The organism is Mucilaginibacter sp. (genome assembly GCF_025359345.1).
Classification (GTDB): domain Bacteria; phylum Bacteroidota; class Bacteroidia; order Sphingobacteriales; family Sphingobacteriaceae; genus Mucilaginibacter.
Genome location: NZ_JANYGQ010000005.1, coordinates 109,082 through 133,864 on the forward strand (window position 1 = coordinate 109,082; position 24,783 = coordinate 133,864).

Genomic DNA, 24,783 nt, shown 5'->3' on the forward strand with positions numbered 1-24,783 from the left:
TCTGTGATAAAATTCCCTATATATAGGGATATGTTATGAGTGGCGTGCAAAATAGATTTGGTAAACTAAAATCAAGTTCACCCAACATGAAAAATCTAATCACCTGCACAGCCATAATTGCCTTAAGCGGAACTGCGCTATTTTGTAAAGCGCAAATAGTTGATCCTAAGACAGTCGCAAAAAATTCCACCGAAAATACGGTAAACAGTAATATCCAAAGTAGTATTGACGATGGCGTGGGTAAAACTGCCGGCGCTATAAAAGGATTGTTTAAAAAGAAAAAGAAACCGGATAACGCGGTTGCCGCAACCCCGACACCCCAAGCCAGTACGAGCACCCCTGCTGTAAGCACGAACGTGAGGCGCGCCGACTCATCAGCTGCATTTAAGCCTTACCAGAACTATGATTTTATTGCGGGCGAGCAAATACTTTTTGAAGACCATTTTACCGACGACCAAAACGGCGAGTTCCCGGCACACTGGAAATTGCTTAAAGGACAGGCAGTTTTAAATAAAGTTGGCGACAAACCATCATTACTGTTAACTGAGGGCAACTACGCCGAAGTTGCGCCACGTATGAAAACCGACCACTACTTATCGGGAGAGTTTACCGTTGAGTTTGATTTCATATTTAAAAAAGCCGCCGACGGCACCTTTAGCGATGCGCCGGGCGTGGAATTTTATTATAAGGATGTGGCTGCCGGCTATGACTGGCCTTTCCGCGTGGTGTTTGGAATTGGCGATGTAAAGATTGGTGAACTCACCAAAACCTACCCCGAAGATTTATTGAACGGGTTTGAAAACAAATGGCACCATGCCGCTATGGTATATAAAAATGGCCAAATGAAGGCTTACGTCGACCAGTTCCGCGTTTGTGTTAATCCTAACCTTGAAAACAAGCCTTTCAGGTTATTATTTGACGGCGGGGGAAGCGAGAGTGCACCTATAATATTTTCAACCGTAAAAATTGCCAACGGCGGCGGCATGAATATGATAGGCAAGAAATTTACCGATGCAAAAATAGTTACCCACGGCATCAATTTCGATATCGATAAATCGACCATTAAGCCTGAAAGCATGGGCACGCTGAATGGCATTGTTCAGATATTAAAAGACAATCCCGAGTTGAAATTTGAGGTTGATGGGCATACAGATAATTCGGGCGGTGCAGGCCATAACCTTGCCTTGTCGCAACAACGAGCAGCGGCTGTAAAGGCACAACTGGTAAAAATGGGTGTCGAAGAATCGCGCCTTAGTACCAAAGGCCTGGGCGATACCAAGCCGCTAAGCGATAATGCCACCATTGAGGGTAAAGCCAATAACCGCCGGGTTGAGTTTGTAAAAATGTAATTATTCCTGCTGGTAAAAGGATTGTAATGAAAAAATTTAAATACTTTATTCCCATAGCCGCAATTGTTATGCTAAGTTCCTTTGCAGCCTTCGATGTATTGTCGACGGTACATCTTACCAAAGAACAGTTTAGCGACAGGCTACTGGCCGAGATGAAAAGCGAAGAGCCAGGCTCGTTTTTAAATATTTCGACATACGAAGCCGGGAAATTTGGACTGGATGTTACGTTCGACCAGTTTAAAGCCGTTGGTACAGCAAATTATAAAACCACCTTGCTGCAATCTAAAGCGGAGATTATGCAAACAATACAATCGCCGTACTTTCAACAGCAATGGGAGGCCTGGATAACCAGTCAAAAATGGTTTAAAGCCAATAATATCCACGAGTTGGCAGCCGATAATGTAGGAAATACTTTATCAGCTGTGCTGGACGAAAGCAAAACTAAGGACGACATGGTGGAGGACGTAAACAGCATAAAAAACAGCGCTGCTGATAATATCACCGATGCCGATAATCGCCTGAAGGAAAAAGGTATCCCGCCGGGAGCTATAAAAAGGATAAAGGACGAAAAGCAAAAAGCGGTAAGTATCCTCATAGCTATTAAAATAGTTGAGGCTAAGGAACCCGCTGGCGATGAAATCTTTAAAGCGGCCTATGTTAGCTATAAACATACCCAGGATGTACTGGACGAAATTGACGGAATAAACGTACAGCTAAACAGCATTAACGAAGACATGAAGCTATGGTCGGCAGGTGCATCGGCAGAACATAAAAAAATAACACTGGCGGATAAACAAAGATACGAGGCGGAAAAACTAATGTACACGCAGGTGTTTGACAAAAAGAAGGTTAGCAATGCCGCCTTTGAAATAGCCTATGTCGACTTTGTGCGCGAGAAGAAAATACAGGAAGAAATGGCCAATTTAAAGGATGAGGACGTGCAGGCCCGTAAAAATTTGCGTAATCCTTATTTACATCTGAAACCTATATTACAGCAATTTTTATCGCTTACCGATGGTATGGATTTTAAAGCCACGCTGAAAGACAACGGCAAATACAAAATATTTGCAAACCTGGCCTTTGAGAGCAAGAGTTATGCCTGGAAGTTTTATTTCCGCCGTGGCGAGGCGTTTACCGGCTCGGCCAGGGAGATTGTTAAACAATGGATAACCGAACTGAAATGAAAAAAATCATAATAGCCTTATTAATGACGATGCCGGGTTTGCTGCCTGCGCAGCAGTTAAGCATTACTGCGACAGTAAAGCATGCGCAAAACGTGGTTTTCCCTAACGAGGTGTTGCCGGTAACCGTACAGGTAAAAGAAAATGGCAAACCTCTAAAAATTTTGCCCGATGCAATTTTTGTAAACGGCGTTGCCAATGGCAATAGTGAATTTGGTACCATAACCCAATCAGCCGCAGGTATTTATAAATACAATGCCCCGGCTGCAATGCCAGCCAAACCGGGTATTGCCATATCGGCAAGTATAAAAAACGCTAAAGGCGAGAAAATTATCGCGGTAAAAAATATCTATGTTATTGCCACCAAATGGCTGCTGCGTACCGATGAGTTTACCCAACACCTGTGTGCCGGTGCAAACGGAACGGTTGCTTATACTATGGAGCAGGTAGATTCGGCGCCGTTCGAACTTGGCGATGACCTGTATGTAAAAGTATCGGCAGAGGCGCCAAAACGCCGGCCAATGGAAATAAATGATGTAAGCAGTTGCCACCCAGAGATATTCAAGTATGAAGTTTTACCCGGCAAAGGCGAATTACTTGCAATAACAAGCGGCAGACTGATTATAAGCGCAATTGGCAATATAACTTTTAATTTAAACGGCAAGCTATCGACATCTGATATCGGGATGAAAGTGTATTTGGGTGGCGAGTTGAGCAAAAGCAACAGTTTTGAACCGGACCAGGAAAACGAAACCATACCTTTTAATATTACAACATCACCTTTAAATTTGATGAGGCCCGTCGGCTTTGAAAATACCGTACGGCATTGGGAAGGTGTGGTGGATGAAAATACAAATCCCAACATACAACCAGCGGTGAATTTAAAAGTAAAGCATACGGATTCATTGTATCCGTTTAATTAGCAGATCCAAAATCTATAATATTCCGGCAAACGCTGTCTTCTTAACAGGAAACATTCTGTGTTGATTATTGAGTATTTTTTAATTTTGTTTTATTAAAACGGCTTTATGTTTACAGTATAGGGCATCATTTCCCCCGTTGTTCGTAGTTTATAAATAAAACTATTATCTTCGAAGTCGCTGATATATACAAATTAAAACACCTGATAATGAGGATGTTTCACAGCGTTCCGGGTGTTCCGCGTGTAAAAATGGAACGCTTTGGGGGCAGCGGTAGTTATACAGCCTGGGTGACTATAACCGACATTTTCAACCAGGTGTCTGTATCTATGACCCGCAGTTTTTCAATATAATTTAAAGATTTGTTTGTTGTTTAAATCTGCATGCCATATCGGATATTGGCATGCAGATTTTTCATTTTTTACTCGTTTGAGTTATGACAAACGCTGAAGTATATCAACCGCCCAAACCCGAAAGATGCAATCCATTATAAAACGGGGATATACCACTATCTATCTGCGCACTGGAGACAGAGTCTCCAGGCATATTGGTTCGTAGACGCAGTCTACAGCGGGCATTTCCCTAACGCCAGTTATAAATTATCATTTTGCCATTTGTAACGCGCCGTTCATCCAAAAACGAAGCTCGGCGCTCAACGGCTCGGCAGTACCTTTAAAGTAGCGCTGCAAAAATTTTTCAGAATCCGGTTCAAGAAAGGCATTTGAGCCATTGCCGTGTTTCTTATAGTAAATGCGGTAATTGAAGTGATCGTAGATATCCAGCACATGCGTGGTGTATGCCAGCGCCAGTTTGCGGTTACCCTCTATGATTACCAAATTTTCGTCATTATCGTAAGAGGCTTTGTGCCCGAGGTTATGGCTGCCGGTTATGACTTTGCAATTCTTCGAGAACGGGTCTATCACCATCACTTTGTCATGAATAATGGCAAATCCAGCGCTCAGTATCTCTTTGATCCAGCCTTCCGGCATAACGGTCCCGTCAAAAGCCTCTGCAGCTTCAACGCGGCTATCCTCTTTGGCAGACTGTCCTTTTACCCGCTTGGGCGGCACCTCATCAACCAGTTCATAATAAAAACTTTCCGAAGCGGAATCATTGGTAACCATTCCCCGGACGAACAGGTCCTTTTTTACTTTAACCGCATCCGCCACCCAGTTGGCGATAGAAGGCGAACCCGGGTAAAAAGCCAGGAACAGAATGGCTTGCTCGGCAGACTTGATGGCTTCTATCACACTAGCCATATCTACAGGCCGCGCTTCATTTGTGTGCTGACTTGAACGCGCTTTGGGCGTATTCGGAGAAAACCAGCTTTGTGCTTTCAGGCCGTCTATAGTCAGCGTTTCTCCTCGGCTGTTCCAATCCCTGAATACGCTGCCCTGAAGATCGGTTTTTTTGTGGCCCGCCGCAATCGTATCATCCTTGAGTTGATTCCAGTATGCACGGTAGCGTTCAGCAAGCCCCTGATCGTCAATCACCATTGTGTTGTTGGTTTGGGTGCAAAGCCCTGTCGGTGTCCAGTTAGTCGAACCGAATAGTACGGCCCGGGCTACGCCATGATCGTCTTCGTATACCAGAAATTTATTGTGCCCGATATGACCGTTCGGCATTACCCTGGCATAATGATCCGCATGAGATGCGATCAGCGACTGCCGCGCTGCATCATTCGCGTCGACGGTTAGTGTGTTATCGACGGTCTTGCCCTTTCGGTTAACATGAGTGCCGCCTGCCGGGTCGGGTTCCTTTGCAACGGAATTGGAAAGCACGACGCTGAGGCGGCTTCCGAGGCCGCAAAGGCCTTCTACAAGCTGCTTGTCGTGCAGCTCATACAAGCCGGCATATATCTTACCGGATACTTTCGCCCGTCCCAGGAATTCCGTCAGCGCTTCAATCATATCGCCAGAAAGGCTATCCCGAAGCTCATTTGCACCGGGATATTCGGCAACAATATCGCCGAGCTTACGGCTGTCATGAGTTTTCTTTAGATAATTCGCCACACGTTGGGTTGAAATGATGCCCCGGTTGAAGTACGCTTTCATTTTATTACCAACATCTGGTGAAATGGTAACCGGCGCGGTCAGCAGCGCATCAAAGGTGGTCATTGGCTTGAAGTTACCGGGCACACCTTCCATGGGAACGATCTTATAAGTGAACGTCCGGTTGCCGGTTCTTTCTGCCTCCAGTCGCGCGTAGACATCCTTCCAATAGAATTTCTGGATCGGAAACTTTTCGGAGGACTTGTCTCCGGGATCGATCGTGTTCCGAAAAACCGCCTTGTTCGGCAGCGCTTCCTCTTTGTCTTTATTGTCTATACGGTAAATGGCGAACCCGACGCAGCCGACAGGCTTTTCGCCGAAACTCCAGGCGATGGTGATGACATCGTTATTGGAAAAAGCAAAGGCGTTCTTATTCATGTGATTTGAGGTTACGGTTTAAGGATCAGGCTGCATCAGCATACTGATTATCAGTATCAAATATAGCAAGATACTTCTCATTTGCAACAGATATTTAAAATAAACAGGGGATGGCTTAACCCCGCTGTCTGAAGTTTGTAAATAGGACTATTATAACCATAGTCTATAACTACATAAACATGCTACATCTATCCAAATTAGCATTAATTTGAAAATCGCGCAAAACTAAAATACCTGAAAATGAGCGTGTTTCATAGCGTTCCGGGTGTTCCGCGTGTAAAAATGGAACGCTTTGTGGGCGGCGGTATCACCAAATGTAATCAGAAACCGGTTAATACATTCCTCCAGCCATTTCATCTGTTTTTATCTGCATTATTGTACATAGCCAGACCCATGGCAGGCGCCGCAGGTTTCGGGGACGCGGCGGCTGTTTGCAACCCTGTTATTGCCATAGTAGGTGTACTCTGTTACGTTATGATATGTTTTGCCGGTGCCGCTGCAAGCACCGCACATACGCCTTATCGGCGATGCCTGGGTTTGCCCGCCTGATCTTCTTCCGGGGGTTGGTGACGGGTTGTTTGTATATTCCTGTTGGTTTGTACTTGCTTTCATTTTGTCGTACGCAGCCATATATTCCTTTGAAAGGTAAAACACAGCGGGGCCCAAATCAACATCTTTTGAATATATTTCATTATTCCATTTCGATGCGCTCTTGTTTTTGCCATCATAAGCCGGCCTAAATTCACAAACCACAAATTTTTGATAAGTTGGCAGTGCTTTACCTATGCCACCATCTAAATAGCCGTTAAAGATACCTTCAATTTTTTCGTTAAAATCTTTCGGATAAAAAACGGCACTTGACTCCAGCGTATTATGCGTATAGCTTACCTTGAACTTTCCAAGCTCATAGGTGCCGTCAACAACCGGCCCCTCGCCATCTATCAGCATATCACCATCGCCCAAAAACACCTTGTTTTTAAACTTGCCTTCCATAATGCGTATGTGAGGAATGTTGTTGCTGATGGATGCCAAAACCTTGCGGCCGTGCCCATCGGTACAGTTGCCGGATACGCAACTGTCTGTTGCCAGTTTGGTTACATCATACTCACCATCAAATTTTGGCCCCCAATTTTTCACCGTGATCATATTATTCGAAACTGTTAAATGCTGCGATTGCAGATAGGTATGCAATGGATGGGTAATTGGATCGTATGCCGGTTTTATGACGCTTGTTTTATCAAACAGCCCTATTGTAAGCAGGAAGAAATATTCACTGGGATCACCCCGTTCGCTTTTGCGTAGTTGGGCCACTTTAACACCGTCGTAATACAAATATGCCAAGTTTACAAACATGCTTTCATCGTCGTATTTATCCTCCTTTTTTACCTGTTCAAATTTCCATTTGCTGCCATAGTCGGGCATGTTTACAAATGCCGATAAAACAACATCTATATCTTCCTTTGGCATCATATAATAGGCCATAAAATAGCTCCTGCCATTTGCTTTACAATAATTTACATAATTGGCCTGTGCATATAGTTTTGGTGCTGCAGTCACGTTATACATGACTGAATAAAGGCTGCTTTCGTTTTCAGAACCTTTAATAGTTTCAAAATTGGAAGTGGCTTTTGATACGAGGTCGGCAATAGCACCCTGTATCTCTTTGATTTTCGCGGCTTCGGGACTTGTTGTCTTTACCGGTTCCGTTGCCGCGGCGGTAGTTTTTGCCGGAGCATTCACCGTATTGTCAAATAAGCCAATGGAAAACGCAAAAGATTTTGCCGTCAAATCATCCCGAAGTTGACCTACCCTTGCCCCGTTATAATACAGATAGGAGATATTTACGGCGTTGCTGTTACCTTTCACCGCTTCTATTTTCCATTTATCTCCCAATTTTGGAATATCCGTTATTGCCGCTTTCGCGACCACTATATCTTTCGGATCAGTGTAATAAGCCATGTAAAAACTCCGCTTGCTGTTGTTTACATAGGTTATATAATAATTTTGGGCATACATTTTTGGTTCGGCTGTTGCCGTATACATAACAAACGTTTCCTCTTTGGTGACCTCGGCGCCGCGCATTCCCTCAAAATTATTTTCTGCTTTTGTTAAAAGATAAACTACAGTGTTTTGTATTTCTTTTGCCTTTGCCGCATCAGCCACAGGAGTGTTTTGTGCAAAACCGGCGATGGGCAATATTGCCGCCAATAGTTGTAATAACAATTTTTTCATAGCTCTAAATTTATTAGGGTAAAAAATTTAAGCGGTTTTTAACCAGCGCACCTATGTTAAACAGTAATAAAAATTTGAATAATCTTTATGTTAAAGATACCCGGACATTTTAAGGCTATCAATACCGGCGATTGGGTAGATATTTATAAGTAGTAGCCCGGCGGTTCAGCGGTACATTTATCCAAACTTACATTGATTTGGAAATCGCTTAAAATTAAAACACCTGAAAATGAGCATGTTTCACAGTGTTCCGGGTGTTCCGCGTGTAAAAATGGAACGCTTTGCGGGCAGATTATTTGGTAATGTCAGCGGGACGCTGACTGGTTGTTTGGGTTCAAGCGGGACGCGTGAACCGGCGTAGGGAGTGCCACAAGACGTGAGTCTTGCGGCAGCGAAAAAGCGGCCGCAGCGGAAGCGTCAGCGAAAAAGACAATACTCCCGGACGGCGTAAAGCAGAAAAAAACCGATATACTATTTCTTGCTTTTGTTAATGATCTTATAAATGTCCAGTCTCCGGTCTTTGAGGTTTCTGACCGCTCCGAAGTTATGGAGCTCCTTTAGTAAATCCACATCAACATCGGCAATCAGTGTAGTTTCCGTATTAGGTGTAGCTTCGGCCTTTATACCATTAGTTGGGAAGGAAAAATCGGAAGGCGTAAAAACTGCCGACTGTGCATATTGTATATCCATGTTATGGACTTTGGGCAGGTTGCCTACGCTGCCGGCTATGGCCACATAGCACTCATTTTCAATAGCCCTGGCCTGCGCGCAACTCCTAACACGGGTATAGCCGTTTTGAGTGTCAGTCATGAAAGGCACAAACAGGATTTGCATACCTTGTTCTGCCAAAAGACGGGGCAGCTCCGGAAACTCCACATCGTAACAAATCAATATCCCAATTTTACCGCAGTCTGTGTCATAGGTGGCAATTTGATCTCCGCCAACCATTCCCCATGCGCTTTGTTCGGCCGGCGTTAAATGAATTTTCCGGTACATTTCGTACGAACCGTCCCTGCGGCAAAGGTAGCCCACATTTTGCAGCACCCCATTTTCAAGGTACGGCATGCTGCCGGTTATAATATTAATATTATAACTAATGGCATACTCCATAAACTTGTCGCGCAATGGGATGGTAAAATTTGCTATTTCGCGCATTGCCCCGGCTCCGCTTAAGTGGTTATAGGCCGTCATCAACGGCGCATTAAACAGCTCCGGAAATAACACAAAATCGCTTTGGTAGTCGCTGATCACATCAACGAAAAATTCGATCTGCTCGCATAACGACTCCATGTTTTCGAAAGGCCGCATTTGCCATTGAACCAGGCCCAACCGTACAATAGATTTTTTGGAGTTGATATGCGCAGCTTCTTCGTTATAATAAATATTGTTCCATTCAAGCAATGACGCATATTCAAGCGACTGCGTATCTCCGGGTAAATAGCCCTTTAATATCTTTCGTACGTGAAAATCATTAGCCAATTGAAATGATAACGTAGGATCGTGGATTTCTTTACCCTTTACTTTTTCGAGATAGGCTTTAGGTGTAAGCTTATCAGCATAGTCCTTATATTTTGGGATGCGGCCCCCTGCGATTATCGCCCGCAGGTTATGCCGTTCGCAAATTTCTTTACGGGCATCATATAACCTCCGCCCGATACGCATGCCCCGGTGGTCGGGATGTACAAAAAAATCAATCCCATATAATACATCTCCATCTTCGTCGTGCGTTGAAAAGGTATAGTTGCCGGTTATTTGAGCATAAGTATGGTTATCGCCAAATTTATCGTAATCCACTATCAGCGAGAGGGCGCAGCCGGCAATGGCACCGTTCACTAAAATACATATCTGGCCTTCAGGAAATATGCTGACAAGTTGGGTAATATGTTCTTCGCCCCAATAGGATGCGCCTTCCCATTCTGAGTAGGCTTCTATCATTGAAGCTTTCAGGCCCAAATAATCATCCTTGGTGAGGGTACGTAACTCTATTTTAAGATCCTCGTTCTTAACTTCTTTTTCCATTTTCATGATCGTCCCTTTCTGCATCAACAAATGTAAAAACGCAGGTTAGGATTTAAAAGTAAAAAAAAAGCATCCCCCCGTTAAGGAGAATGCCCACAATAATTTCTATAGGTATTAAGCTATTTGTACGTTTACTGCGTTAGGTCCCTTACGGCCCTCTTCAACATCAAAGTTAACAACGTTGTTCTCGCGAATGTTGTCAACCAGGCCGCTGGAATGAACAAAAATTTCGCTTCCGCCATTGCTGGGTGTAATAAATCCGAAACCTTTTGTCTCATTAAAAAATTTTACTGTTCCTTGTTGCATTATATAATATATTAATAAGTGTGCAAGGTACGAATAATATATGGGCTATTTTCCTTTTGGTGAAAATATTTAACGGATATTTAATACACCTCGGTGGCTGTAATTGAAACTCCGGAATTTAAAACAAATAGTCAACATCAATAATCTGATCCGGGCAGGAATGGCCAAACGCGCCGGGATAAACCTCACCTAACCTGGTGCTGGTATCCGGGCAGGCCAAAGAGGTGGGCAATTGCCACGCCTGCTAAGTAGCCATTATGCATGCGCGCTTTCGTCCCCAACAACATCCCACTCCATTGATTTGCACGCGTAGGGATTGCTTTCCCGAAACAAATGGGGACAGGCTGTTCCCCGCAATGACACAAAAAGAGAGGCTCCGCTGTAAATCGCTCGAAATTTAAACACCTGAAAATGAGCATATTTCACAGCGTTCCGGGTGTTCCGCGTGCGAAAAATGGAACGCTTTGCGGGCGTGTAATCTGCAAGGCACCTCTTGTGTCCGCTACCGGGTAGCCCGTTTTGCCGGCTGATGTTTACTTATCCCGGGCAAATCACCCGGACTTTTACAGGTTTGTTATTTGTCCCTATCCCCTCCTCAATTTGTCACTTTTACATAGCGTAAAATCCTGGATGTCTTCGATATTTGTATTGTCAATCAAATCAAAACAACTTAAATAAGGTATTATGAAAAGAGTATTTAAAGGATCTGAAGTCCTGAAACCGGTGTTAATAATTGCAATGCTTTTGTTTACCGTATTCCAGTCGAAAGGGCAACAGGGAAAACCTGCCGACAGTGGTTACGTACCTGTCAATGGCACTAAAATTTATTATGAAGTATATGGTGATGGTAAGCCGCTGGTTTTGCTGCATGGCGCTTTTATGAACATTGCGATGAACTGGGGGCAATTGATACCCGAATTATCAAAAACAAGAAAAGTTATTGCCATTGAAATGCGGGGCCATGGGCATACTCCGTTTTCGGAAGGAAAATTAGACCTGGGCACCATGGCAAGTGATGTGGAAGGTGTGATGGATCACTTAAAAGTCGACAGTGCTGATGTTGTGGGCTATAGCATGGGTGGTTCCATTGCTTACCAATTGACCATAAAAAGCCCTAAACGGGTAAAAAAATTAGTGATCATTTCTTCTACTTATAAAAGTACAGGTTGGGCGCCCGTGGTAGCTAATGCATTTAAAGGTATGAAGCCGGAAATGTTTGCGAACAGCCCGATGAAAGAGGCATATGATGCTGTGGCGCCTGACAAAACAAAATGGACAAAGTTTATAGACCAGATGCTTGCTTTTTTAGCGACCCAATTCGACATGGGCGATAGCAATATTGCGAAAATCACCTCGCCGGTATTGATCATCTCGGGCGACAATGATGGCCTGGATAAAGTTGAGCTGGCGAAAACCTATCAATTACTGGGAGGCGGCGTATCTGCTGATATGGCACCGATGCCGAAATCGCATTTGGCCGTTGTTCCTTCGCAGAGTCATGTGGGCCTGATGATGCAAACCAGCATAATACAAGGTTACCTGGATGGCTTTTTAAAGTAAGTATCACCGTTTATTTGAAGTCGTAAAATTAGGAACTTTAAAAATCATACCGATGAGAAAAGTAATGTTCGCGATGAATATCAGCATTGACGGCTGTTACGCGCATACCCATTTCACCCCGAAGGAGGACCTCATGAACTATTTTACCGGGCTCATGCACGATACGGGTGTGATCGTGTATGGCCGTAAAACGTACGAGTTAATGGTTCCTTTTTGGCCGGAAGTCGCAAAAAAACGGACCGACAGGCCCTGCGATATTGCCTTTGCTGATGCCATGACCCCGATTGAAAAAATTGTCCTTTCGCGCACGCTCAAAACTGCCGGGGAAAATACAAGAGTAGTCAGCGAAGATCCCGAAGGCCTGATCCGCGAATTAAAACAGCAACCCGGAAAGAAAATCGCCTCCAGCAGCACCAGCCTGCTCCCGAATATTCTGGAGGCTGGTCTGATAGATGAACTTTATCTGATCGTCCATCCAATCCTGGTGGGAGAAAACAAACGCCTATTTGATAATTTCCTTGCTCCGGAAAAACTCAACTTTCAGCTGGAGTATACCCAGGTATTTAATTCAGGAGCGATTGCGCTGCATTATCAAAAAGTTGAAGGGTAAACTTATTTTGGACGGGATTCTACTCAAACCAAAAAGTGTAACATTCTGATTATAAACAAATTACGAAAAAACTACCAAAAAGCATTAATTCTGAAATAATTAATTATCAATCACTTACATTTGGACAAAACTCAAACACACTAATAATCAACATGTTCCATAATGTTCAGGGTGTTCCGCAAAAAAATGGAACGCTTTGAAGCCGGTTAAATACCTCCATCTATCTCATTTCCTTTCCTCATTTCGCCTACAAAATCCCGCAATACGGCTACAAGTACCCGCCGGCGTCTGCAGACCTTTGCCATATCATTAATTAAAACATAAAATCATGGAACATCAAAATGATAATTCAACTACCGGCAAAGTTTGGTTCATTACGGGCGCTTCGCGCGGTTTCGGCCGCGTTTGGGCTGAAGCGGCGCTGAAACGCGGCGACAAAGTCGCAGCCACAGCCCGCAAGCTGGACAGCATCGCCGGCCTGAAAGAAATGTATGGCGAGAACGTGCTGCCCCTGGAACTTGACGTGACTAACCACGACCAGGTAAACTCGGCTGTTACACAGGCGCACGCCCACTTCGGCAGGTTAGATGTGGTGCTTAATAATGCAGGATATTCGCTGGTGGGCACCATTGAGGAGGCCAGCGCAGATGAGGTACGGGCGATGTATGAAACCAACGTTTTAGGTCCGGTTGCTGTTATCCAGGAGGCCTTACCGCTTTTAAGGAAGCAGGGTTATGGCCATATCCTCGGGACATCCAGCAATCTCGGCCATGTGGTATTACCTGTCATCGGCTATTACTGTTCTTCAAAATGGGCATTCGAGGCCATACACGAAAGTTTAGCATTAGAAGTTAAAGCCCTCGGAATTAAAGTGACCACTATTGAGCCGGGTGCATATGCAACCGAGTTCGGCAGCCAGGAATCCTTAAAATTTGCAGCAGGCCTTGATGTTTACGGGGACTATAAAGCGCAATTTTTTAGCGGATTAAGAGGAATGGAAAGAGGCGACCCTAATGCCACACCTGAAGCGCTATTTAAAGTAGTTGATGCGGAAAACCCGCCTTTGCGGATTAATTTGGGCAGTAATAATTTGCCGTGGGTGCGCACCGCCTATGCCGAAAGGCTGGCGACCTGGGAAGAATGGGATAGTGTTGCCGTAGCAGCGCAAGGCGCTTCAAAGTAATCTTTTGGTAAATAAACCAATATAACCGGCAATGCCGGTTATAATTACTTTAAATTTAAATATGAAAAAGGAAGAGATAGTGCATGTTAGAATGGAATCGTTATCAGATGTGCACCGGGCGTTTGGTTTGCCTGCGCCGGCGCACCCGTTAATCAGCCTGATAAACGGTGCAGCTACCCGGGTAGTGCAAAGCAGCCTGCCACGTTCGCACGTACTAAATTTCTATAAAATTTCCTATAAACCAAACCTGGCCGGCAGGTTAAAATATGGCCAGGCTTATTATGACTTTAATGAAGGAGGCTTGTTATTTGCAGCGCCTAACCAGGTTATTGGCAACCACGCAAACAATGAGGCAGAAGCATGTTCCCAATTTGCCCCGCTGATACATCCCGACTTTTTTGGGAATTATCCGTTAGCAAAAAAAATAAAGCAATATGGCTTTTTCTCGTACGCAACAAACGAAACATTGCACCTGTCGGACAAAGAAAAGGAAACTATCATTTCTATTTTTAAGATAATTGATGACGAGTTAAACAGCAGGATAGATGATTTTAGCCAGGATGTAATTATCTCTCAAATAGAACTACTGCTGAACTATGCAAACCGGTTTTACAAGCGCCAGTTTATTACCCGCAAGGCAGTAAGCAGCGACCTGCTGCAAAAGCTGGAAGAAATTTTAGACGGATATTTCAATACTGAACAATCATTAAGCCAGGGTATCCCGACCGTTCAGTATTTAGCGGAAAAGCTGAACATATCGCCGAGTTATTTAAGCGATATGCTGCGTGCGCTCACCGGGCAAAATGCCCAACAGCATATTCACCATAAATTAATAGAAAAAGCAAAAGAAAGGTTATCAACCACCAGTTTATCGGTAAGTGAAGTGGCATACGAATTGGGCTTTGAACATCCGCAATCATTTAGTAAATTGTTCAAAACAAAGACAAACCTTTCTCCATTGGAATTCAGGCGATCTTTTAACTAATATGGCGACAGATTCATTCAAAATAACCATCCATATGGTTTCAAGTCTTGATGGTTATATTGCCAAAAAAGACAACAGCGTTTCGTGGTTTGAGACCGCCGACAGCTATGAGCAGGGGGTTAGCGTTTCGGAACAGGAAGCGACCGAGTTTCTAAGAACGATTGACTGCTACCTAATGGGTTCCCGCACTTACGAACTTGCTTTGGAACTTTCAAAATCGTACGGCTGGGCCTACGGAGACACACCGACTATTGTTTTAACGCACCGGACACTGCCCGTTGAACGGCAGAATATAGAAATTTATTCGGGCGACCTGCACAAACTGGTGAATGAGCGGTTAAAACCAAACTACAAAAACGTTTGGCTGGTAGGCGGCGCCGCCCTTGTCAAAGATTTCATCCGTTTAAATTTAGCCGACGAAATAAGACAGTCAATCCTGCCCATCATTTTGGGTGACGGGACCTCGTTTTTTGACCATATAGGACAGGAACAAGCACTACACCTAAAAGACCTGAAGGCGTACAAGAACGGGATGGTGGAACTGTGCTACGAAATAAGAAAATAATCGCACCGAACTGTATTGATACTACCCATTCCACACACACCGGCTACACGGATGCGGCCACGCTCCTGCTGCAGCAATTAAAAATAGTTGGATAGCTATTGCTTGTTTCGATTTTTTTTTGCGTAATTTTAGTATAGTCAATATCAACGGGTTAAATAACCGGATAAAGGCAAACTATTAAACCATTTGCAACGTTAGTTGTTTTTGTAACCCTAATTAAGATCAGTTTTTAACTTAAATAATTAGTCATGAGCCAAGTCAGTGAAATAAAATGTCCCGTTTGCGAAAAGTGGAGCAACTCGACAGGTAAAATGGATGAAAGATGCCCTAATTGCAACACACAATACAATGCGGGACGCCTGCAATATGTGGAAGAAAACAGGGTAAACGCCATCAGGATGAAGGAAAACAGTTACTTCGTTATAAAGGACACTGATGACCCTATTATGCAAATGTTTAAGCAGTTTGTAAACTGGCTGCGGTGGGCTACATTTTATGGAATATCGGTAATTTATGTTGCTATCGCCCTTATGATAATTGTGTTTGGTTTGGCAATGGTTTAAGATTAGTTTTTTCGACAACCCTCTTTACGCGCTGTCGCGTGCAAGTATTGGTAAACAAGACAATAAAACCCCTTAGCGGTAAACTAAGGGGTTTCTTATTGCACCTGCCTTTCTTGTTCTCTAACCCTCTATTCTTTAACACTGATTGGAGGAACCTTTTTATCCAGTATCATTTTATTAAGGGCAGGGATGTCGTTGTTTATCACCTGGTTTAGTTTGGCCAATTGCACGTCGCACAAACTGGCTAGTTCGGTAAACGTTTCTTTTGCCTGCTTGCTTGGCGGGTTTTCTCCGCTGTTTGCCACGCCATACAACCCGGCAAGCTTATCGTTTAAGCGGATAGGATAATTGAGTACATCCTGACCACTTTTGGCTTTTGTTTGATAAAGCGCTTCTTCAATAGCTGTTAGTTTTTTGTTGATCGTATCAGCTAAAGTTTTTATCTCTTTTGTAGCCGGCTTGTCTGTCCTCGCTGCAAAATCACCTGTCTGAGTTCTTAAAGTGCGAATATTTTTAATAGCCTTTTGCACTTCGTTGTACTTGTCCCTTACCTGTAATAAAAACCCAACCTTGTCATCGTAATCAGCGGTTGTCAGGTCGTATTGCGGGTTTGACTTAATAACAAACGGAACATCTACCGAATCTTTCTCCAACCGAAAACGGGCTGAATAGGTGCCCGGCGCCGCCTTAACCTGCCCGACACCACCATTCCATAAAATCATCCCGTCTATCTTTTCGCCTGCCGGGTAAAGCATATCCCAAACAAACCGGTTTAGCCCCGGATTAAAGTCAAGTTTGTCTTTCTCTTCCTTCGCTTTGCGGCTAAAGGTTTTGATCGGCTTATTCTGTTTATCAAATATCGTCACTGATACATTTGACGAGTCGGTTACATGTTTTAAATAGTAATTAAATACTACGCCTTTTATAGGGTTTGCTCCAGCGTTATGTAACACTGTTTTACCGCGCACATACCCGTAATCATCCCCTCTTTGCCTGTAACTGTCATTAACCGCAAATACTTTTAAATCTGTGGCGGGCAATTCATCAGCCTTTTGCTGGATTAAGCTTAAGTCATCAATTACCCAAAAAGCCCGTCCTTGCGTAGCAACAATCAGGTCGTTGTTTTTTATAGTCAGGTCAGTTACAGGTACCTCAGGAAGGTTTAGCTGAAATTTCTTCCAGTTGTCGCCACCGTCATAGCTAATATACATCCCATATTCTGTGCCTGCATACAATAAGCCGGGCCGTTTCTTATCTGCTCGCAGTGCTCTTGTAAAATGCATACTGTTTATACCTTTTGTAATTAGTTTCCAGCTGCTGCCGTAGTCTTCGGTTTTAAAAATGTAAGGTGTAAAATCATCCAGTTTATATTTGGTGCCTACAAAATAAGCTGTTCCTTTATTAAACGGATCGGTTTCCACGCAATTCCACATCATCCATTTTCCGGCGGCCGGGGGGGTAACATTTTTCCAGTTTTTGCCTCCATCCCGGCTAACGTTGATCAGGCCGTCATCGCTGCCCGTCCATAACAGGTCCTTTTCAAGAGCCGACTCGGCAGCAGTAAAAATGGTACAATAATATTCAACCGATGTATTGTCTTTGGTGATTGGCCCGCCGCTTGGCCCCTGCTTTGACTTATCGTTGGTAGTTAAATCCGGGCTGATCATTTCCCAGCTTTGGCCCTGGTTTTCTGTTACAAACAAGTGATTCCCGGCCGTATACAACCTTTTAGGATTGTTGGGAGAAAAGAAGATCGGAAAATTCCATTGAAAACGATATTTCAGCACATCAGCGCCCGCCCCCATCGGGTTATCAGGCCAAACATTAATAGCCCGGTTCTCGCCGGTTTTATGATCGAGCCTCGAAATGTAGCCCCCATAGTTACCGCCATACACTATATCAGGATTTAAAGGATCGGCCACAACATAACCGCTTTCGGCACCGGCAGTTGCCTCCCAGTCGTTGTCGGTGATACCTGCTGGACTGCCCGAGCTGCTCCTTATCCTTATAGTAGAATTATCCTGTTGCGCACCAAGTATTCGGTAAGGAAATGAATTATCTGTTGTTACCCTGTAGATTTGTGCTGTAGGTTGATTGTTTAGCGTGCTCCATGAGTTAGCCGCATCAAAACTTATCTGTGCGCCACCGTCATCTGCAACAATCATTCTCCGGTTGTCTTCCGGGTCTATCCATAAATCATGGTGGTCGCCGTGCGGCGTGTCCATGCTTTTAAAAGTTTTACCGCCGTCAGTACTGCGCATAAACTCCACATTGGGGCAATAAACAAGGTTTTCATTTGCAGGGTCAACAATAACTTTATTGTAGTACCAGGCCCGCTGCCTGATGTTATTGTCGCTGCTGGTTAATACCCAGCTTTCGCCGCCATCCTCACTCATAAATAAACCGCCTTTAGCGTTTTCTATAAGCGTATACAATTTATCGGTATTACTGGGTGCAACAGCTATACTTACTATGCCCCAAACGCCCTTCGGCAATCCTTTTTTTGATGATATGTTTTTCCATGTCTCCCCGCCATCGATGCTTTTATACAAGCCGCTGCCCTCGCCCCCGCTTTCCATACTATAAGGTGTCCGCCGCACCGTCCACGTACCGGCATATAAAATGGATGGGTTACCCGGATCGAGCGTTAAGTCGGAACAGCCTGTGTTGTTGTTTACAAACAAGGTCCGGCGCCAGGTTTTTCCACCATCAGTTGTTTTATATACACCCCGTTCGTCGTTCGGCCCAAACAGGTGCCCCATTGATGCAACCCATACTTTATCAGGATCGAGCGGATCGATTACAATTTTCACAATATGGCGGGCATCTTTAAGGCCCAAATTAAACCAACTGCGGCCTCCATCATTACTGCGCCATAAACCGTGCAACCCTTCTGATACGTTTCCGCGAAGCGTATTTTCGCCTTCGCCAACATATACAATAGCCTCATTGCTTGGGGCTACGGCAACAGAACCAATTGTGCCGCCGAAATACTTGTCTGAAATATTTTTCCAGTTAGCGCCGCCGTCTATAGATTTCCAAACGCCGCCCCCCGTTGCGCCAAAGTAAAAAGTATTTTTACTCTTATAACTCCCGGCCGCGGCACCGCTGCGCCCGCCGCGGAAAGGGCCTATCTCCCGGTATTTGGTAGTTGAATAATAAATAGAATCAGTTGTTTTTTGTTGCGGAATTGTTTTGCTTTTTTGCTGCCCAAAAGACGCAATTACAGTCAGGAGAAACGTTGCTGTAATTAGTGTTGCTTTTTTAAACATGGTTGTTATGATTATTTTTTGCTGATTAAGGGTTTATTACCGAAAGCGATAAATTAAAATTCAAGTCTGTAGTAAATCTGGATAAATGGCATTTTTATCGGTGCCACTAAAATCACCTTCAAATTAGGGTTATTTTTAAAAAATACCTACTAAGTAATTTAAAAATCCCAAATCATAATAATCAACAAAAAAAGCACCGATCGCGGGTGCTTTTTTTACTTAATCTTCAATTAATTAACCAACTAAATCTCAATCATGATTAATTGTCTTTACTAAAGCTGTTTTACCAGCTTTTATTTAAACGGATGCCGTTATGTACCTCACCTGGTTTTGCAAATTAAAAATTCTTATAACTTTAACGTGAGTTTTAACTCAACCTTAAAGACTAAGTCTCAACAATCAAACAATTTGTAATACCCATCAAATTCGTTTTAGCTTCAAATGGCACTAAGGGCCGCATTTTCAATTTGCTTAATATAATCATGAAACCTGTCCTCAGCTTCAACATATCTTTCCAACAGCGTTAATTGATTTTGCGTCCTTACCAGGTTATGGCCTTCGTATTGGGTATGGTAATAAATATCGCCATTCAAAAAATCGGCTAAAAAGCGGATGGCTTGCATATATATCATGAATTTGCCCGAGTAAATGAACAGGTCTTTTTCCGCGGCAGTTAAAGTCCCTCCCATTTCTGCCATGTAACCTTTGTATACAGCAACAAAGTAATCGTCGTTTATCTTCACTTTGCTCAAGTCCTGCTCCTCTTCATTTGCAGGTGAAAGATAAGTGCGCATCATATCGCCAACATCGCTAATAAAATAGCCGGGCATTACCGTGTCAAGATCAATTACGCAAAGGCCGCAATTGTTATCGTCAAACAGTATGTTATTAATTTTTGTATCGTGATGAATAACCCGCTTAGGTATCTTTTTCTCATCCACTAATTGCTTATACACACCGGCAATATCGATATTAGCCTCAATCTGCAAAATTTCGGCAGCCGCACTCTTCAGTCTTTCTTCACCCGCATTAGCCAATGCCGTTTTAAATTGTTCAACCCGTAGTGTCAGGTTATGGAAATCGGTCAGCGTATATTTTAATTTTTCCGGGTCAAAATCCTTCAGCAGCCTGGTGAATTTTCCAAATTGCCTGGCGGCCTCATACGCTTGTTTATCCTCCTCAATAAAATCAACCGTATGCGAATTTTTAATAAATGGCGACAGCCGGTAGTAGTTGTTCCCATCTTCGGCTAAATACATACCACTTACGGTTGGCAACGGGGCCGCAAAAAGATATTCGGGGGCTGTTTGCTTCAGGTAGTTTTCTAAGCTCACCAAATTGTTGGCAATATCCTGCGGCGTCTTAAATACATTTTTATTAATGCGTTGCAAAATGTATTGGTGGCCATTGCCCGAAACCTTCCAGGTATAATTAATTAAACCGGAACCAAAAGGTGTTGTATTGTAATTAGCGGGTGTCAAGCCGAAAGCGTTTAGGATATTATCCATCATAAGGGGTTACAAAAACTCAAATTTAGTCAATAGCTAATTTATAATGGTGCGCAAACGTTTGCCCGTTTTTTATTTGCTTTTAAATCCGGTCATACTGCTGTTTTCAACAAGCTGCGATTCGATGATAATTTTATAATATGCTGTCTGCTCAGTAACCCCCTGGTGCTTTTGAGCGAGCAGGTCGAGTAATATGTCGGCAGCTTTTTGGCCTTGCAGGTATGGGAATTGCTCAACAGAAGCGGCAGGGATACTTTCCATATAATTAATAAGCGGCAAATTAGCATAACTCACAAATTCAAGGTCTTCGTTTATTTTCAATTTCAAATTTGTTGCGTGTTTAATAGCAAAAAGTGCCACATAGTCGTTAAACGTTACAATTGCGGTGGGTTTCCGCTTACTGGCCAGTAGTTCATCCAGCGCTGCCTGCGTACTAGTCTCTGTCAGGTCACACGATACAATTAGTGATGGGTCGAACTTCAGGCGGTTCTTGATCATGGCCTTAATATAGCCTTCTTTTCTTTCCCCGCTGGCAGACAGCGTAGCCGGACCGTTTATCATCCCGATGGAACGGTGCCCCTTTTTTAACAGGTAACTTACCGCGTCGATTGTGCCTATTTCCATATTGCATGCCACATAATGAATGTTTTGCATCGCAGGGATACGGTCAAAGAATACAATGGGGATATCGTATTGCCTTAGGTTTTCGAAATGCTGGTACGACGATGTGTTTTTGCTAACTGAAACCAGGAGCCCGTCGACCCGATGATTTTTCATTTTTTCCACCAGTTGTTTTTCTTTTTGCTCATCGTCGTGCGACTGGGCCAGTAAAACGGTATAGTTTCGTTTATAGGCACAATCCTCTATAGCACTAATAGCCGATGAAAAAAACGCTTCGGAAAGCTCGGGTAATATTACGCCAATAGTAAGGGTACGGCCCTGTTGTAAAAATATTGCCGTTTGGTTGGGTTCGTAATTCAGCTCGCTGGCCAGCTTTTTTACCTTTTGGCGCGTAGTTAACCCGATGCTCGGATGATCGTGCAGCGCCCTGGAAACCGTTGATATGGATATTTTTAATAACTGGGCAATTTCCTTTATAGTAGCTGGCTTTGATCGCATTGACTGAAGGGTTTAATAATTACCGGAAATAAATATAAAATTACCGTTTTTTAATAACGACGGTAAATAAACGACATTTTTTTCAAACGTTTGCGCCAGTTAGTTTCTGTAAATCAATTAACAGGCAAAAAAAATTAATCAAACGTTTGCGTGATAAAAAGTAAATTTCACCCGGTGATAATGCTTAATTTCAAAAATTAAATAGCGCTGCCAACCATAATCAACTAACTGATAATATTAAATATGACTACTGTAAAACCCACTCCGGAACAGTGGGGAGTTCTAAATGGCCAGGATGTTTACCTGTATCGTTTGCAAAATTCAAACGGTATTAAGGTTGATATTACCAATTTCGGCGCAACCGTCATCGCAATTTCCACACCCGACAGGAAAGGCAATTTCGCTGACATTGCTTTTGGATTTGATGATTTAGATGGCTATGTAAATGATGGTCACTTTGTTGGCTCTATTGTCGGCCGCTATGCAAACCGGATAAACGGTGGCTTGGTCGAGCTTGATGGAAAGTTTCATCAGCTAACTGTTAAACCGGGTGGCTACCACCATCACGGCGGCGCAATAGGGTTCAATAAAAAGGTGTGGAGATCAACCCCGATTATAAATGATGGTTGCCCGGGGGTCGAGATGGAATACCTGAGCCCGGATGGCGAAGAGGGCTTCCCCGGAAATTTATTGGCGAAAGTAACCTATACTTTAAATAACGAAAACCAGCTTATAGTTGATTTTTTAGCAAAAACCGATAGCACAACCCTGCTTAATTTAACCCAACATACTTATTTTAACCTGGCGGGGCATGCAAGCGGCAGTATACTTGGGCACGAGTTGATGATGCCCTTAGACAATTATTTGCCTGTAAATAAAAACCAGGTGCCACACGGTGAAATAGCGCCTGTTGATGGCACCCCTTTTGATTTTAAGAGCCCCAAAGCCATTGGTAAAGATATTAACGCCAACGACGAACAGCTAAATTTAAGCGACGGGTATGACCACAGCTGGGTAATTAAAACAAAAAACTCGGGCGAGCTCAAGCTGGCAGCGAAGGTAACAGAACCAGTCAGCGGTCGTGTTTTGACGGTTTATACAACCGAACCGGCAGTTCACCTGTATCCGGGTAATGCTTTGGATGGCGCGGTTGGTAAAGGCGGGGCCGTATATAACCGCCGAAGTGGGTTTTGCCTTGAAACGCAGCAATATCCCGATTCGCCTAATCAACCTCATTTTCCAAACACCGTTTTAAGGGAAGGTGAAGTATTTAAAAGCAAAACCATTTTTGAATTCGGCATAACCAGCAATTAAAAACAACTAAAACTAATAACTAACATATGGAAAGAAGAGAATTTATAAGAGCCGGGGCAATAGCGGCCGCAGGATTTACAATTTTACCATCAGGCAGCCTCTTTGCAAATTCGGCCAGCGGCAAGGTGCGTTTAGGCTACATAGGTGTGGGAGCACGTGGTATGAGCCATATAGCAGAAGGCTTATTACGTGATGATGTTGAAATTGTAGCTATTTGCGATATCCAGGAACGTTCGTTAAAAAGATGCCGCGAGTATATCGCAAAAAAAGGCAAACCTGCTGCTGTTGAATATACAGGCGGCCTGGATGCATATAAAAAATTGCTCGACAGGAAAGACATTGATGCCGTAATTATTGCCACGCCATGGCAGTTTCATCACCCGCAATCTATCGACGCGATGAAAGCCGGTAAGTATGTCGGCTGCGAAGTAATAGCCGGCTTAACCGTTGAAGAGCACTGGGACATTGTGCACACCTCGGAAAAAACAGGCATCCCTTACATGACGCTGGAAAACGTGTGTTATCGCCGCGATGTAATGGCGGCTTTAAACATGTCGAGACAGGGTTTGTTTGGCGAACTGGTACACGTTGAAGGCGGCTACCAGCATAACCTGCGCAACGTACTTTTTAACGGCCCCGATGGCGTTACTTTCGGCCCGGATGCTACCAGCGAGGCACAATGGCGCACCCAGTTTAATATCGACCTCGACGGCGACCTTTACCCGACCCACGGCGCCGGGCCATGCATGCATTATATTGATATTAACGCCGGCAACCGCTTTACCAGCCTGTCGTCATTCAGCTCAAAAGCAAGAGGGCTAGCCGCTTATGTGGAGGAAAAAGCACCCGGAAATAAAAACGCAAAAATCAAATACAAAGAAGGCGATGTGGTGCAAACCATGATCAATTGCGCCAATGGCGAAACAGTATTATTGACGCATGACACCCATTTGCCCCGTCCCTATTCATTAGGTTTCAGGGTACAGGGAACAAAAGGCTTATGGATGGATGTAAATCAAAGTATTTATATCGACCATAAATCGAAAGAAGACGACAGCTGGGACCCTGCACAACAATGGTTTGAAAAATATGACCACCCGCTTTGGAAAAAGTATGAAACTTTTGCAGCAGGCGCAGGTCATGGCGGTATGGATTGGTTTGTTTTTAACGCCTTTGTTGAATCGGTGAAACAAAAGAAACAAACGCCTATTGATGTTTATGATTCAGTGACCATGAGTGTGATAGCGCCGCTGTCAACAAAATCAATAAAAGAGGGAAATGCCGTACAGGAATTCCCTGATTTTACAAAAGGCAAATGGAAGGATCGCAAAAACACATTCGCGCTTGATAACAGCGGCTTTTAATAGGCTACAGTAAAGAATTGAGTTCAGTTGATTGATTGCTACCCAGTGTAGCAACACCCGGAGGGGGAGCCCTCCGGGATTTTTTTTGCTTTTATTTAAAAAAGTCCGTCTCATAGCATCTATGAGGCGGCTTTTTATGTAAGGATTTGATAGTGCAATTACTTTTTTTTCTATAGAGATAGTGGCCACAATACACTAAGTCATTTTACACCACCTACAAATCTTCTCCGGGATGCATTCGCATCCACGAACAAACGTTTGCGTGACATTTATTCCTCAGCCAGCTATCCACCTCCGGCTACCT

The 24,783-nt window shown here is 43.7% G+C and carries 19 protein-coding genes; 12 read left to right on the top strand and 7 right to left on the bottom strand.

Annotated features, from left to right (window positions below; all coding sequences use genetic code 11):
- Nucleotides 1-86 precede the first annotated feature (86 nt).
- The 4 genes from Q0R52_RS02380 to Q0R52_RS02395 all read left to right on the top strand — a co-directional run bounded on the left by Q0R52_RS02380 (nt 87) and on the right by Q0R52_RS02395 (nt 3,803).
- The gene (locus Q0R52_RS02380) at nt 87-1,349 is read left to right on the top strand and encodes an OmpA family protein (protein ID WP_295791740.1); all 1,263 of its coding nucleotides are present in this window, start codon (nt 87-89) and stop codon (nt 1,347-1,349) included.
- Between the two features lie 26 nt (nt 1,350-1,375).
- The gene (locus Q0R52_RS02385; protein ID WP_295791742.1) at nt 1,376-2,533 is read left to right on the top strand and encodes a hypothetical protein; all 1,158 of its coding nucleotides are present in this window, start codon (nt 1,376-1,378) and stop codon (nt 2,531-2,533) included.
- A complete protein-coding gene (locus tag Q0R52_RS02390) occupies nt 2,530-3,453 on the top strand; it encodes a hypothetical protein (protein WP_295791744.1) in 924 nt (307 codons plus the stop codon). Before Q0R52_RS02385 ends, Q0R52_RS02390 begins: the two co-directional genes overlap by 4 nt.
- A gap of 206 nt (nt 3,454-3,659) precedes the next feature.
- The gene (locus tag Q0R52_RS02395; protein ID WP_295791746.1) at nt 3,660-3,803 is read left to right on the top strand and encodes a hypothetical protein; all 144 of its coding nucleotides are present in this window, start codon (nt 3,660-3,662) and stop codon (nt 3,801-3,803) included.
- 249 nt (nt 3,804-4,052) lie between these two features.
- Here Q0R52_RS02395 and Q0R52_RS02400 read toward each other — a convergent pair whose 3' ends face one another.
- The 4 genes from Q0R52_RS02400 to Q0R52_RS02415 form a co-directional block, all read right to left on the bottom strand.
- Nucleotides 4,053-5,879, bottom strand: a complete 1,827-nt coding sequence (locus Q0R52_RS02400) for a phospholipase D-like domain-containing protein (RefSeq protein WP_295791748.1) — start codon at nt 5,877-5,879, stop codon at nt 4,053-4,055.
- A 372-nt stretch (nt 5,880-6,251) separates the two neighbouring features.
- The gene (locus tag Q0R52_RS02405; protein WP_295791751.1) at nt 6,252-8,111 is read right to left on the bottom strand and encodes a hypothetical protein; all 1,860 of its coding nucleotides are present in this window, start codon (nt 8,109-8,111) and stop codon (nt 6,252-6,254) included.
- Nucleotides 8,112-8,582: 471 nt separating this feature from the next.
- Nucleotides 8,583-10,154: a bifunctional GNAT family N-acetyltransferase/carbon-nitrogen hydrolase family protein gene (locus Q0R52_RS02410; RefSeq protein ID WP_295791753.1), complete on the bottom strand. Its 1,572-nt coding sequence runs from the start codon at nt 10,152-10,154 to the stop codon at nt 8,583-8,585.
- A 90-nt stretch (nt 10,155-10,244) separates the two neighbouring features.
- Complete coding sequence (locus tag Q0R52_RS02415) at nt 10,245-10,436, bottom strand: cold-shock protein (RefSeq protein WP_252792842.1); 192 nt, start codon at nt 10,434-10,436, stop codon at nt 10,245-10,247.
- 684 nt (nt 10,437-11,120) lie between these two features.
- On the opposite strand from Q0R52_RS02415, the gene Q0R52_RS02420 reads away from it, so the two are divergent.
- The 6 genes from Q0R52_RS02420 (at nt 11,121) to Q0R52_RS02445 (ending at nt 15,902) form a co-directional block, all read left to right on the top strand.
- A complete protein-coding gene (locus tag Q0R52_RS02420; protein ID WP_295791756.1) occupies nt 11,121-11,996 on the top strand; it encodes an alpha/beta hydrolase in 876 nt (291 codons plus the stop codon).
- A gap of 52 nt (nt 11,997-12,048) precedes the next feature.
- Nucleotides 12,049-12,606: a dihydrofolate reductase family protein gene (locus Q0R52_RS02425; protein WP_295791758.1), complete on the top strand. Its 558-nt coding sequence runs from the start codon at nt 12,049-12,051 to the stop codon at nt 12,604-12,606.
- Between the two features lie 328 nt (nt 12,607-12,934).
- Nucleotides 12,935-13,789: an SDR family NAD(P)-dependent oxidoreductase gene (locus Q0R52_RS02430; protein WP_295791760.1), complete on the top strand. Its 855-nt coding sequence runs from the start codon at nt 12,935-12,937 to the stop codon at nt 13,787-13,789.
- A gap of 61 nt (nt 13,790-13,850) precedes the next feature.
- On the top strand, nt 13,851-14,774 hold the full coding sequence (locus Q0R52_RS02435) for a helix-turn-helix domain-containing protein (RefSeq protein WP_295791762.1): 924 nt from the start codon (nt 13,851-13,853) through the stop codon (nt 14,772-14,774).
- 1 nt (nt 14,775) lies between these two features.
- Nucleotides 14,776-15,339, top strand: coding sequence for a dihydrofolate reductase family protein (locus Q0R52_RS02440; RefSeq protein WP_295791764.1), 564 nt, complete (start codon nt 14,776-14,778; stop codon nt 15,337-15,339).
- A gap of 248 nt (nt 15,340-15,587) precedes the next feature.
- Complete coding sequence (locus tag Q0R52_RS02445) at nt 15,588-15,902, top strand: hypothetical protein (protein WP_295791766.1); 315 nt, start codon at nt 15,588-15,590, stop codon at nt 15,900-15,902.
- Nucleotides 15,903-16,030: 128 nt separating this feature from the next.
- On the opposite strand, the gene Q0R52_RS02450 is transcribed toward Q0R52_RS02445, so the two are convergent.
- From Q0R52_RS02450 to Q0R52_RS02460, 3 genes are all read right to left on the bottom strand, one after another.
- Nucleotides 16,031-19,174: a hypothetical protein gene (locus Q0R52_RS02450; RefSeq protein WP_295791767.1), complete on the bottom strand. Its 3,144-nt coding sequence runs from the start codon at nt 19,172-19,174 to the stop codon at nt 16,031-16,033.
- A 437-nt stretch (nt 19,175-19,611) separates the two neighbouring features.
- The gene (locus tag Q0R52_RS02455) at nt 19,612-20,685 is read right to left on the bottom strand and encodes an aminoglycoside phosphotransferase family protein (protein ID WP_295791769.1); all 1,074 of its coding nucleotides are present in this window, start codon (nt 20,683-20,685) and stop codon (nt 19,612-19,614) included.
- A 69-nt stretch (nt 20,686-20,754) separates the two neighbouring features.
- A complete protein-coding gene (locus Q0R52_RS02460; RefSeq protein ID WP_295791772.1) occupies nt 20,755-21,801 on the bottom strand; it encodes a LacI family DNA-binding transcriptional regulator in 1,047 nt (348 codons plus the stop codon).
- A gap of 243 nt (nt 21,802-22,044) precedes the next feature.
- On the opposite strand from Q0R52_RS02460, the gene Q0R52_RS02465 reads away from it, so the two are divergent.
- Both Q0R52_RS02465 and Q0R52_RS02470 read left to right on the top strand, forming a co-directional pair.
- Nucleotides 22,045-23,115 (top strand): aldose epimerase family protein, encoded by a 1,071-nt coding sequence (locus Q0R52_RS02465; RefSeq protein ID WP_295791774.1) that lies wholly within the window; start codon nt 22,045-22,047, stop codon nt 23,113-23,115.
- A gap of 26 nt (nt 23,116-23,141) precedes the next feature.
- Nucleotides 23,142-24,479, top strand: coding sequence for a Gfo/Idh/MocA family oxidoreductase (locus Q0R52_RS02470; RefSeq protein ID WP_295791776.1), 1,338 nt, complete (start codon nt 23,142-23,144; stop codon nt 24,477-24,479).
- Nucleotides 24,480-24,783 lie beyond the last annotated feature (304 nt).